This is a genomic window from Flavobacterium sp. (genome assembly GCF_041392085.1).
GTDB lineage: Bacteria > Bacteroidota > Bacteroidia > Flavobacteriales > Flavobacteriaceae > Flavobacterium.
Genome location: NZ_JAWKMW010000007.1, coordinates 202617 through 214664, shown reverse-complemented (window position 1 = coordinate 214664; position 12048 = coordinate 202617). Strand labels below are relative to the sequence as shown.

General features: G+C 30.0%; 12 protein-coding genes. All 12 read left to right on the top strand.

The genetic code is table 11. The annotated features are described in order from the left end of the window. Positions 1 to 2: 2 nt before the first annotated feature. The 12 genes from R2782_RS07335 (at position 3) to R2782_RS07280 (ending at position 12041) form a co-directional block, all read left to right on the top strand. Entirely contained in the window at positions 3 to 1295 is a 1293-nt protein-coding gene (locus tag R2782_RS07335; protein WP_371267510.1) for an ABC transporter ATP-binding protein, read from the top strand. A 29-nt stretch (positions 1296 to 1324) separates the two neighbouring features. Beyond that, positions 1325 to 2326 (top strand): NAD-dependent 4,6-dehydratase LegB, encoded by a 1002-nt coding sequence (locus R2782_RS07330; protein WP_371267508.1) that lies wholly within the window; start codon positions 1325 to 1327, stop codon positions 2324 to 2326. Positions 2327 to 2328: 2 nt separating this feature from the next. Next, positions 2329 to 2967: a NeuD/PglB/VioB family sugar acetyltransferase gene (locus tag R2782_RS07325; RefSeq protein ID WP_371267506.1), complete on the top strand. Its 639-nt coding sequence runs from the start codon at positions 2329 to 2331 to the stop codon at positions 2965 to 2967. Beyond that, the gene (locus R2782_RS07320) at positions 2967 to 3809 is read left to right on the top strand and encodes a hypothetical protein (protein WP_371267504.1); all 843 of its coding nucleotides are present in this window, start codon (positions 2967 to 2969) and stop codon (positions 3807 to 3809) included. Before R2782_RS07325 ends, R2782_RS07320 begins: the two co-directional genes overlap by 1 nt. Next, complete coding sequence (locus tag R2782_RS07315) at positions 3806 to 4861, top strand: N-acetylneuraminate synthase family protein (protein WP_371267502.1); 1056 nt, start codon at positions 3806 to 3808, stop codon at positions 4859 to 4861. Before R2782_RS07320 ends, R2782_RS07315 begins: the two co-directional genes overlap by 4 nt. Further along, positions 4858 to 5559: a cytidylyltransferase domain-containing protein gene (locus tag R2782_RS07310; RefSeq protein WP_371267500.1), complete on the top strand. Its 702-nt coding sequence runs from the start codon at positions 4858 to 4860 to the stop codon at positions 5557 to 5559. Before R2782_RS07315 ends, R2782_RS07310 begins: the two co-directional genes overlap by 4 nt. After that, positions 5534 to 6556: a nucleotidyltransferase family protein gene (locus tag R2782_RS07305; RefSeq protein WP_371267498.1), complete on the top strand. Its 1023-nt coding sequence runs from the start codon at positions 5534 to 5536 to the stop codon at positions 6554 to 6556. Before R2782_RS07310 ends, R2782_RS07305 begins: the two co-directional genes overlap by 26 nt. Continuing rightward, positions 6549 to 7997 (top strand): hypothetical protein, encoded by a 1449-nt coding sequence (locus tag R2782_RS07300; RefSeq protein WP_371267496.1) that lies wholly within the window; start codon positions 6549 to 6551, stop codon positions 7995 to 7997. Before R2782_RS07305 ends, R2782_RS07300 begins: the two co-directional genes overlap by 8 nt. Before the next feature lie 2 nt (positions 7998 to 7999). After that, positions 8000 to 8785: a CatB-related O-acetyltransferase gene (locus tag R2782_RS07295; RefSeq protein ID WP_371267494.1), complete on the top strand. Its 786-nt coding sequence runs from the start codon at positions 8000 to 8002 to the stop codon at positions 8783 to 8785. Then, a complete protein-coding gene (locus R2782_RS07290) occupies positions 8778 to 9752 on the top strand; it encodes a glycosyltransferase family 2 protein (RefSeq protein WP_371267492.1) in 975 nt (324 codons plus the stop codon). Before R2782_RS07295 ends, R2782_RS07290 begins: the two co-directional genes overlap by 8 nt. Next, complete coding sequence (locus R2782_RS07285) at positions 9745 to 10686, top strand: glycosyltransferase family 2 protein (RefSeq protein ID WP_371267490.1); 942 nt, start codon at positions 9745 to 9747, stop codon at positions 10684 to 10686. The genes R2782_RS07290 and R2782_RS07285 overlap by 8 nt, the downstream gene beginning before the upstream one ends. 101 nt (positions 10687 to 10787) lie before the next feature. Continuing rightward, positions 10788 to 12041 carry a glycosyltransferase gene (locus tag R2782_RS07280; protein WP_371267488.1) on the top strand — a complete coding sequence of 418 codons (1254 nt, stop codon included), beginning with the start codon at positions 10788 to 10790 and terminating at the stop codon, positions 12039 to 12041. Positions 12042 to 12048 lie beyond the last annotated feature (7 nt).

Genomic DNA, 12048 nt, shown 5'->3' with positions numbered 1-12048 from the left:
AAATGAGTGATATAATATTAAAGGTTGAAAATCTTTCAAAACAATATCGGTTAGGTAAAATTGGAACAGGAACATTAAGCCATGATTTGAATAGATGGTGGCACACTGTAAGAGGTAAGGAAGATCCATATTTAAAAGTTGGTGAAGTTAACGACAGAAGTTCTAAAGGTACCACACAGTATGTTTGGGCATTAAAAGATATTAATTTTGAAGTTTTAAATGGAGAGGTTTTAGGAATAATAGGGAAGAATGGTGCAGGAAAATCAACTTTATTAAAGATTTTATCAAGAGTAACATCGCCAACCAAAGGAAGCGTTAAAACCAAAGGAAGAATTGCCAGTTTATTAGAAGTTGGAACAGGTTTTCACCCTGAAATGACAGGTAGAGAAAACATTTTTCTTAATGGAGCTATTTTAGGAATGAGTAAAAAGGAAATCGCATCAAAGTTAGATGAAATAATAGCCTTTTCAGGTTGTGAGAGATACATCGATACTCCGGTTAAGAGATACAGTAGTGGAATGACGGTTAGATTAGCTTTTGCAGTTGCGGCTCATCTTGAACCTGAAATTTTAGTAGTAGATGAAGTTTTAGCCGTGGGTGATGCTGAGTTTCAGAAAAAAGCCATTGGAAAAATGCAAGATATATCCAATACAGAAGGAAGAACCGTTTTGTTTGTGAGTCATAATATGGCGGCTGTAAAAAGTTTGTGTACAAAAGGAATTGTTTTAGAACACGGAGGAATAACCTTCAGTGGTTCGAGTGATGATGCCATTAATTATTATTTAGAGAATTCTTATAAAAGAAGCGAAATTAATTTAAGTGATAGAATCGACAGAAAAGGAAATAAAAAACTAACAGTTAAAAATATTTTTGTAAAGAACAAAGACAACGTAATTGTTGGTGAGTTACATAGTGGTGAATACTATAAACTGATTTTTGAATATCAAAGATTTAAAGAAATTGATCCGAAACAATTAACAATTGTCTTACAATTTAAAAATGAAAGTGACGAACTCGTTACGACTATTGCTACCGATGAATTAGGAATAAAATTTACTGAAATAAAGGAAAATGGATCGATAGTAATTGAGTTGCCTCGCTTACAGTTCAGAGAAGGAAGATATACCTTAAATTATATGATTAGTGAAAAATTAGCATTTAATACACCTCACCAAACGATTGATTATTTACAAGATGCTTTTACATTAAACGTTATTCGTGGAGATTATTGGCATTCAGGTGTACTTAATAGGCCGAAAGGATTTATTCAAGAAGCTTCTATACAATTGCTTTAATGATATTGTTTTAATACCTACGAAATAAAATGAGTTTTTTACAAAATAAAAAAATATTGGTTACGGGTGCAGATGGTTTTATTGGTTCTCATTTGGTAGAATATCTTATCAATCAAGGATATCAGGTAAAGGCATTTTGTTACTATAATTCTTTTAACTCTTGGGGATGGTTAGATAGTTTTGAAAAAGAAATAGTAGATAAAATTGAAATTTTCATGGGGGATATTCGTGACCCAAACGGAGTTAGGGAAGCCATGAAAGATTGTGATGTTATTTTTCATTTAGCAGCACTAATTGCAATTCCATTTAGTTATCACTCTCCGGATTCTTACATTGATACTAATATCAAAGGAACATTAAATATTCTTCAGGCGGCGAAAGATTTAAACATTCAACGTGTCTTGGTTACCTCAACGTCCGAAGTATATGGAACTGCCCAGTATGTACCGATTGATGAAAAACATCCTAAACAGCCTCAATCCCCTTACTCTGCCTCCAAAATAGGTGCAGATGCTATTGCAGACTCGTTTTACAGGAGTTTTAATTTACCGGTTACAATTGTTCGGCCTTTTAATACTTTTGGGCCACGTCAATCAGCAAGAGCTTTCATTCCAACCATAGTTACACAGCTTTTAAGTGGTTATTCAGAAATAAAATTAGGTGATTTAAGTCCAACCCGTGATTTGTTGTTTGTAAAAGACACCGTTCGTGCTTTTGAAGCTATCGCAAATTGTGAGGAGTTAATCGGTCATGAAGTAAATATTGCGACAAATTCTGAAATCAGTATTGCGGAAGTGGCAAGAATGATTATTGATAAAATTAATCCTAAAGCAACTATAATTCAAGATGAGGTTAGAATTCGACCTGAAAAGAGCGAAGTGTTCAGATTGTTTGGCGATAATACTAAATTAAATCGATTTACTGATTGGAAAACAGAAACAAGTTTTGCAGACGCTATTCAGGAAACAATAGAATGGTTTAAAGATAAAAATAATTTAAGCAATTATAAATCAAATATTTATAATATGTAGTTATGCTTGATTTAAAAAGTAAAATTGCCATCTTTGGATGTGGAGGTCTGTCAAAAGAAATTTATTATTGTATAAAAGATATTTTTATCCTTAATCAAGTTTCTTTTGAAGGGAAAATCGTTTTTGTAGATAAAGAAGTAAAAGAAGGTGATTATTTTTTAAATTGTCCGATAATAAAACAAGATGATTTTGAAGTAAAAGATTATCAGGTTGTTTTAGCAATTGGAAATCCAAATATTCGTAAGCAAATTGTTTCCAGTTTATCAAAAAATACTTTTTTCCCCACAATTGTTCATCCCACAGTACAAATGAATGAAACTGCTACAGTAGGGAAAGGTGTTTTAATTTTACAAAATGCTGTAATTAGTTGTGATGTTACGATAGGTGATTTTACAATCGTTGATCGGGCGGTTCAAGTTGGTCATGATTGTAATATCAGCAATTTTGTCCATTTATCGCCTGCTTCTGTTCTTAGTGGAAATATCAACTTACACTCATGTATTGAAATCGGTACCAATGCTTCTTTAAAGCAAAATATTGAAATTGTGCAGGAAACGACAATCGGAATGGGATCCGTTGTGGTAAAATCTATTCTAGAAAAGGGAGTTTATGTTGGTAATCCTGCTCAAAAAATAAAATAATGAATAATACTGCATTTTGTAGCGTAATTTTTCCCGGAAATTTAATCTATCTTGATGACTTTCTCTGTTCATTAGAAAACCAGACGGATACAAGTTTTGATCTGCTTTTATTTAATGACGGTGTAAAAGAATTAGAAAATTATTTGATAAATAGAAAATTATCTTTCAAAATAATTAATGCAATCGGCGGCACTATTGGAGAGGTGAGAACATTTCTTTTTTCCTATTTAAAACAATCTGAGTACAAGCTTTTTATTTTTGGTGATACAGACGATTATTTTTCTGCGAATAGGGTAGAAGATTGTAAAAAAAAACTAGATGAGGTTGATATACTTGCCAATGATTTAATTCTTGTGAATAATGAGAAAAATGAAATTAGCGGACCGTATTGGGTAAATAGACCGGAATTAAAAAATACAATTTCTTTGAATAGTATTAAAAAATATAATTTTTTAGGATTAGGGAATACAGCTATCAGAAAAGAAATTATACCTGAAAATATTCACTTTGAACCTCAACTTATCGCCATCGATTGGTATTTTTACAGTATTGTATTAAAAAATAATTGGAAAGTCAGATTCTCATTCGATTCATTTACCTATTATAGACAACACAATACAAATATTATAGGGAGAAAAAAACTGAGTTTTGAAGAGTATGTTAAGGGATTTAATATAAAATTAAATCATTACATTAGCCTTGCAAAAGAATCTCATGATTTTGCTGATTTAGCTTTGCAATACAAAGAATTTAAAGATAAAATTTCTGAAGATAGTTACAAAGAAAAAACAGAAAGAATAAATATTCAAAATCCCTTTTGGTGGGAAGAAATTCAACTATGAAAGTACAATTAACGCCGACTAAAGAAGTTTATAATTTTTGCGAACCTTACATAATTGCAGAAATAGGAGCCAATCATAATGGAGATATGGATTTGGCAAAAAAAATGATTGATAGTGCTGTTGCATGTGGTTGCGATGCTGTTAAATTTCAATCCTGGACGCCAAAATCTCTGATTGCCAAGGAAGAATATGATCGCAATCAATCCTACGACGATTCCCCCAAAAAACATTTTGGGTCGCTTAAAGAAATGGTTGAAAAATATTATTTAAGAGAAGACCAACATTTTGAGTTGAAAGAGTATTGTATTGCAAAAGGAGTTGATTTTTGTTCATCACCTTTTTCAAATGAAGAAGTTGATTTATTAGTTAAGCTCGATGTACCTTTTCTAAAAATTGCATCAATGGATATAAATAATATACCTTTTTTGAAATATGCAGCTAAAACGATGAAACCTTTAGTTATTTCAACAGGAATGTCTACACTATCTGAAATTGAAACAGCAGTAAATACAGTAAAAGGTGAAGGAAATAACAATATTGTTTTGTTGCATTGTATTTCAATTTATCCGCCTAAGGATAAAGACATCCATTTGCGAAATATTACCATGTTGCAACAAGCATTTAACTTACCTATCGGTTTTTCCGATCATTCTTTTGGAGCTTCAATACCATTAGCATCTGTAGCTTTAGGTTCTTGTATTATTGAAAAACATTATACTTTAGATAAAGATTTACCAGGATGGGATCATGAAATTTCTGCAAATCCGGAAGAAATGAAAATAATTTGCGATGATTCTAAGAAAATTGCCGCTGCTTTAGGAAATGTTTTTAGATCTGTTTCAGACGAGGAAGAAGCTAAAAAAGCAAAATTTAGAAGAAGTATTGTTTTAGAAAGTGCCCTGAAAAAAGGAGATGTGATAAAGGAGTCTGATTTAGCTTATAAAAGACCGGGAACCGGAATACCACCTAATGAATATTCATTTGTGATTGGGAGAAAATTAAATCAAGATTTAGAAGTTGATACGGTTTTAAATTGGAATTATTTTGAATGATGATTGCACTAATACCTGCTCGAGGCGGATCAAAAGGATTACCGGGAAAAAACACCAAGTTGCTTTTGGGAAAACCCTTAATTGCTTATGCAATTGAATCAGCCTTAAGTTCAAAATTTATTACGGATGTTTATGTTTCAACCGACAGCAAAGAAATAGCTGAAGTTGCAATAAAATATGGTGCTAAAGTACCTTTTCTAAGACCTAAAAACTTAGCAACAGATGTAGCTTTAGCGGTCGATACATATATTTTTATGTTGGATAAATGGAAAGAATCAGGTCAAGATGTTGACTCGTTTGTAGTTCTTCAACCTACTTCTCCGTTACGAACTTCTAAAAATATTGATGAAGCAATCGAACTTTTTCAAACCAAAAATGCGTCCTCGGTCATTTCCTATACAGAAGAAAATCATCCGGTTTCGTGGCATAAATTTGTCAATACCGATTTAACTTTTTCACCTATATTTGAAGAAGAATTGTTGAATAGACAACAAAAAAGAAAGACATATTATCCAAACGGTGCTATTTTTGTTTTTAAAGCTAGTCTAATCAGAGAGAAAAAGTACTATAACCAAGCTTCATATGCCTATCTAATGTCCAGACAAAATTCAGTGGATATAGATACATTAGAAGATTTTGAATATGCAGAATTTTTGCTAAACAAAAAACGAAATGATTCAATTTCAGACAAATATTAAAAATTTAAAATCCTTTCAGGATATTATTGTTAAACTGGATTCATTTGGTGTTGGTTTTTTAGCAGTAGTGGACGATAGTAACACATTGGTTGGTATTGTAACTGATGGAGATATTCGAAAAGCATTATTAAATAGAAAAAAAGAAGTTAGTGAAATAATAAATTATAATCCAATAACACTTCCTCATACTACACCTAGACATCAAATCAAATCATTTTTAGAAGAAAAACGGAGATTACACGTTCCATTAATTGATGAGAATAGTAAATTGGTTGAGGTTTATTTGTTGAATAATTTTTCCTCAGAATATCATCCCAATTATGTGGTTATCATGGCTGGAGGTTTAGGCTCTCGTTTAGGAGATTTAACAAGAAATGTTCCTAAGCCAATGTTACAAATCAAAGGAAAACCAATGGTGGAGTATATTATTGAATCGTTTAAAAACCAAGGCTTTAATAAATTTATTTTTTGCATTAATTATAAAAAAGAATACATTCAAGATTATTTTTCAGATGGTAATAAATTAGGTGTTTCCATTGAATATATAGAAGAACAAACTCGATTAGGTACCGCCGGGGCTTTGAGTTTAATAAAAAAGAACAAGTTTGAAGTTCCTTTTTTTGTTGTTAATGGTGATGTTATTTCTAATATTGATTATTTAGATTTAATTGATTTTTATACTCTCTCAAAGGCGGATGCAGTAATGTGTGTCAAAGAAATGAGTCATACTAATCCGTATGCCGAGGTCGAATACGATGAGCATTTTAATCTTTTGGATTTAAAGGAAAAGCCTACTAAAAAATTTGATATTAATTTAGGGATTTATTTACTTAATGAGAAAGTCAGACAATTACTTCCTGAAAACGAATTTTTCGATATGCCGAGTTTGTTTATTAAAGCAAAAGAAAGTAAATTAAATGTGAAAGTTTTTAGAGCTAATGATGACTGGATGGACATTGGTTTGCCAACCGATTATAAAGCCATTCAAAATGATTAAAAACAGAGTTGACATCAAAGATTTTATTCTAGAAATTGAAAAAAAATTTCCTGTCAACCATTGGAAAGTAGGTACCATTAATCTTTGGCCTTATATTAGAATAAAACTTTTTTTTTATTTAATAAATACACTTGAACAAAAAGAGGTTTCAAACAAAACCATTAAAAAGAATAATATAATTGAACGATTTAAAATTATATTCAGAAATGTAAGGGCTATGTTTCGCTATTTGAAATGGATGCGAACATTACCCAAAAAAGATTTTCTTTTCGTAGGTGCTGATGCACATCGTGTAGATTACAAAAAAGCAAGATTTAACAGGTTTTTTGATACGTTGATTGAAACCCATGAAATTGAAGCTAGATCGATATATTTTGAGTATGGAATTGATTCCAAAAAACAATATAATCAGCAATCGATTTACAGCTTTTCTGAGGCTCTAAAAGGGTATGTTTTTTTTAAAAAAATTAGCCCTAATTCTCTTGAAGTTACATTAAATCAATACGATTTCTTCTTAATTTTTTTAGGAAAAGACAAACTATTTGAAAAATTCGTTAAAGTATATTCCAGAGAACGTTTAATCAATTGGGCTAGTAAAGAGTTTTATCCAAAAGTAATGTTTTTTAAAAGAGCATTGACAGCTATAAAGCCAAAGAAGGTATTGATTTTATGTTATTATTTAGAGGATATTTTTGCTCTTACTACAGCTGCCAATCAGTTAAATATTGAAACAATTGAAATGCAACATGGCCCACAATCTGATGTACATTTAGCGTATAGTAATTGGTTTTCTATACCCGATTCAGGGTATGACATGATTCCGAAAAACTATTGGTGTTGGGATATCGGAAGTTACAACGTTATTCAAAATTGGGTAAAAAGTAATCAAAATTATTCTGTAAAAGTAATTGGTAATCCGTGGATAACCTATTGGAAAGCTAAAGAAGTAAATTACAAACATCAAAATTATATTCTTTATTCTTTACAGCCTAGTCCGCTGACTATTAACCAGTTGTTTCCGGAATCAATACTGAATTTTATTAAAAATAATCCATATAAATGGTTTATTCGTTTGCATCCCAGGCAGTTGAATGAAATAGGGAAAATTAAGTCTTTTTTAAAGAATAAGGATGTTTTAAGTTTGGTTAATATTGATGATGCAACAACAGACCCTTTACCACTTTTATTTTCAAAAGCCACTTTGCATGTAACACATTTTTCAGGGACTATTATCGAAGCATCTTTCTTCAATATTTATACTGTTTTGTTAAATGAGATTGGGGTTTTTTCATTTCAAGATTTAATATCTTCTCAAAAGGCTGTATATTTGAATCCAAATGATGTCAATTTTCAACCAAAATTGGATGCTGTTATCCAACAAAACAACTACTTACCAAGAGATAAAAATGTAACTTCTTTTCAAGGGAATTTATTTGAATAGTGATGAACTTTTTTAATCAAATTTTAGTAAAAATTAAATCTCGTTTAGATAAATTAAACGCAATAAGTTCTACAATTAAAATTCCAAATAAAGCAGTAATTGTTAGTTCAACTTTAAAAGGAGATATTAAACTTTCGGATAATATATCGATAGCATCAAGTAATTTAAAAGGTCAAATTTATGTTGGTGACTCAACTAAAATTTTAAACAGTGTCCTAAAGGGGGAAATTAAAATAGGTGAAAATAATAAAATTAATGGAGCTATATTACTTGGAAAAATTAAAATTGGGAATTTTACTTCCTTATGGGGCCCAAATTTAGATATTCATTCCAATCAAGAAGCCGGAGTTGAAATTGGAAGTTTTTGCTCTGTTGCTCGTAACGTAAGCTTTCAATCGTTTAATCATAATTTTAAAAAACCAACCAGTTATTTTATTGGACAAAATTTCTTTAAAGAAAAGTGGGAAAATGAAAAGGTGTACAAAAGTGATATTGTCTTAGAAAATGATGTTTGGATTGGTGCTCATTCTGTCATTTTAGGTGGAGTTACAATTGAAAACGGTTCTGTAGTTGCTGCAAATAGTGTTGTAAATAAGAATGTACCTGCATTTGCCATTGTAGCCGGAAGTCCGGCAAAAATAATTGGCTACCGATTTGAACCACATATTATCAAAGAAATTCAAGAATTAGCTTGGTGGAATTGGTCAGTTGAGAAGATCCAAAAAAACAAACCTTTTTTTGAAAAGGAAATAACCATTGATTCTCTAAAAGCAATAGTTCATGATTAAAGGTTTGGTTTCAGTTATTATACCGACTTATAATAGAGTTCATTTAATAGAAGATACCTTAAATAGTGTTTTGAATCAAACATATACCAATTGGGAATGTATTGTGGTTGATGATGAATCAAATGATGATACAGAAATTCTAATGGATGAATTTTGTAAAAAAGATGAACGAATAAAATTTTTTAGAAGACCTGAAACATTACCTAAAGGAGCCAATTCGTGTAGAAATTTTGGGTTTCAATTGAGTTCCGGGGAATATATTAATTGGTTTGATAGTGATGATATCATGTTGAACAGTTTTTTAGAGAATAAAATAGCTGCTTTTTCAAAAGATATACAATTTGTAATCGCTTCCGGTTACTACTGGAACCCTGAAAATGATTCGAAATCAATTCTAAATATGGAACAGACAAGCAATTTGTATGTTGATTATGCTATGTGGAAAATTAAGATATTAACACCATCTGTTTTATTTAGAAAATCTTTTTTGGAAAATAGAGAATTATTTAATTCAAAAATGAAAAGGGGGCAAGAAGCAGAATTCTTTAGTAGACTTTTTTTTGATTGTACCTCAAATCAATATAAAATCGTTAATAATGCTGATTTTCTGTATCGGCAACACGTTGACTCCAAATCATCAAAAAATTTAGTTTATAACAAAGGTTATAAAGAATCACTGTTCTATTATTTAGTTGAAAATTTTAAACGTGCAGAACTAATAAAATCCGAGATATTATTAGATTTTTTTTATGATAGATTAATAAAATTACTCATTTCCAGTAATGCCAACCAACATAAAGAGGTGACGTTGTCGATTATCAATAATTTTTATCCGCGATTAATGAAGTATGATAAAATAAAAACAGTTGAGTTAATCTTAATAGGACGATTAATGTATATCTTCAAAAAATCTCCACAAAAAATGAGAAAAAGATGGTTACAATTTAAATTTAAATGGAATGGATAATTTGGTCTCTATTATTATTCCGGCCTATAATAGAGCAGATTTAATTGTTTCCACTCTAGAAAGTATACGTCATCAAACGCACAAAGAATTTGAATGTTTAATTATTGATGACGATTCCAATGATAATACTGCTGAAGTTGTTCAACTATTTATAGAATCAGACAATCGTTTTCAATTTTACAAAAGACCTATAAGCAAAATTAAGGGACCTAATTCGTGTAGAAACTACGGATTTGAAAAAGCGAAAGGTAATTTTATTTATTTTTTTGACAGTGATGATTTTTTAAAGCCTCATGCACTAGAAACATATATCAAGGCTTTTAAATCAGATACTGATGGTGTTCTTGCTCAAGTTGAACGGGTTGATAGACAAACAGGAATTTTGCAGGATACAAATACTATTGAATCAAATAATTTAATTGAGGATTATTTTACTTATAAAATTTGTTATTTTGTGTGTGGAATTCTTTGGAAAAAATCATTTTTAGATGCTCAAAATCAACTTTTTGATGAATTAATAGGAAATCATGATGAGTGGGATTTCAACTTAAGAATGATATATGTACAACCTAAAATTGAGAAAATTAAACAACCTTTAGTTGTTTATTATCAATATGAAGAATCATTCAAAAATGAAATTCTAAAAGGAAATGATCTTGAACTTAAATCTGCTTTTCGAGCTCGATTTAAACATTTGGCTATACTGGAAAAAATGGATTCAAAAAATAAAATAAAGTATACAAAACACATAGCGGATTATTATAAAAAAACGGTTAGAAATAAACTGTATGCTAAGCAAAGAAAATGGATTCCATATTATAGAAAAGCAATTGGTCTTTATTTAAAATTAAAAGATTATTCTGCTATTACAAAGTTTACAATCGGAATCATAGTATTTAAAATAACCGGAAAAGGATATTCATTTTTTGAATAATCATTTGATTTGAAAAGTTTTAATAAATAGAGCATCTTTTTCTAAACGGTTTCGATAATTAAAATTATTTTTACTCAGCTTTTAATTAAGGGTATAAAATTATGTGCCAAAAGTCAAAAATTCTTGTAATAGTAACCATTTTTCCCTCGGTCACTGAAACGTTTATTTTAAATCAAATTACTGATTTAATTGATAGAGGAAATGATGTAACCGTTTTTGCGTACAATAAATCGAATGATAGCATAATTCATCAACTTTTCTTGGATTATAATTTAGAGAAAAGAACAATCACTCATTTTAAGAATCAAAAAACAAAATGGTTGGTTTGCAAAGAGGCATTTATTTTTTTCAGAAAATACAGAAAAAAAATAGATTTTAGCAAGGTGTTTTTTTTGCTTAATCCATTTAGTATTGGAATTAACAAAAAAAAGATAAAGGTTTATTATGACTTACCCGTTTTATTATTTAAAGAAAGCTTTGATGTTGTTCATTGTCATTTTGGATATAACGGAAAAAAAATAGCTGACGCTTACCAAATTGGAATTTGTAAATATCCAAAAGCAATCCTATCTTTTCATGGGTCTGATTTAACACCTTCAAAAGTTGAATTATATAAAAATCTCTATAAAGATGTTTTTAAATTTTTTAACGCATTTACAATAAACTCAATCTATCTTCAAGAAGTTTTGTTAAAAATAAATCCTCAATTAAAAAATTATTACCTGATTCCAGAGGGTTTCAAAAAGCAATATTTGCAACCCTACTTACAAGTTAAAAAAGAAGAATCATTCTTCAAAATTGTTTATTGCGGTAGATTAATCAATTGGAAGGGACCGGATAGAGCTCTTCGATTTATAAAAGTTATGGTAGATAGTGGACTCATGAATCTACAGTTGCATATTATTGGAAATGGTGAAATGAAGCAAGAACTTTTAATATTAGCCTCGCAATTAAAAATAGAGAATTATGTTGTTTTTCATGGAGCTATTACACAAGAAAATGTCTTTAAAATAATGGCTTCTTCTTCTGTATTTCTACTACCCGGAATTGCCGATAAACAAACACAACGTTCCGAAGCTCAAGGATTAGTTCTACAAGAAGCTCAGTATTTTAAATTACCGGTTATAACATCCAATGTAGGAGGTATTAAATACGGAATGATTCCGAATGAAACAGGATTTTTAATTGAAAGTGAGAATGAACAGGAGTTTGTAGAAAAATTGATTTTTTTGTACAAAAATCCTCAGTTGATTGAGGAAATGGGGAAAAAAGGACATGAATTTGTTTTAACAGAATTTGAAAGTAAAATTATCGGAGATAGGCTTACAAATGCCTATCATGACATGATTCAATAAATGAAAT

Coding starts and splice junctions, on each gene's coding strand:
- R2782_RS07335 (WP_371267510.1), top strand. CDS start 3: ATGAGTGATATAATATTAAAGGTTGAAAATCTTTCAAAACAATATCGG.
- R2782_RS07330 (WP_371267508.1), top strand. CDS start 1,325: ATGAGTTTTTTACAAAATAAAAAAATATTGGTTACGGGTGCAGATGGT.
- R2782_RS07325 (WP_371267506.1), top strand. CDS start 2,329: ATGCTTGATTTAAAAAGTAAAATTGCCATCTTTGGATGTGGAGGTCTG.
- R2782_RS07320 (WP_371267504.1), top strand. CDS start 2,967: ATGAATAATACTGCATTTTGTAGCGTAATTTTTCCCGGAAATTTAATC.
- R2782_RS07315 (WP_371267502.1), top strand. CDS start 3,806: ATGAAAGTACAATTAACGCCGACTAAAGAAGTTTATAATTTTTGCGAA.
- R2782_RS07310 (WP_371267500.1), top strand. CDS start 4,858: ATGATGATTGCACTAATACCTGCTCGAGGCGGATCAAAAGGATTACCG.
- R2782_RS07305 (WP_371267498.1), top strand. CDS start 5,534: ATGATTCAATTTCAGACAAATATTAAAAATTTAAAATCCTTTCAGGAT.
- R2782_RS07300 (WP_371267496.1), top strand. CDS start 6,549: ATGATTAAAAACAGAGTTGACATCAAAGATTTTATTCTAGAAATTGAA.
- R2782_RS07295 (WP_371267494.1), top strand. CDS start 8,000: ATGAACTTTTTTAATCAAATTTTAGTAAAAATTAAATCTCGTTTAGAT.
- R2782_RS07290 (WP_371267492.1), top strand. CDS start 8,778: ATGATTAAAGGTTTGGTTTCAGTTATTATACCGACTTATAATAGAGTT.
- R2782_RS07285 (WP_371267490.1), top strand. CDS start 9,745: ATGGATAATTTGGTCTCTATTATTATTCCGGCCTATAATAGAGCAGAT.
- R2782_RS07280 (WP_371267488.1), top strand. CDS start 10,788: ATGTGCCAAAAGTCAAAAATTCTTGTAATAGTAACCATTTTTCCCTCG.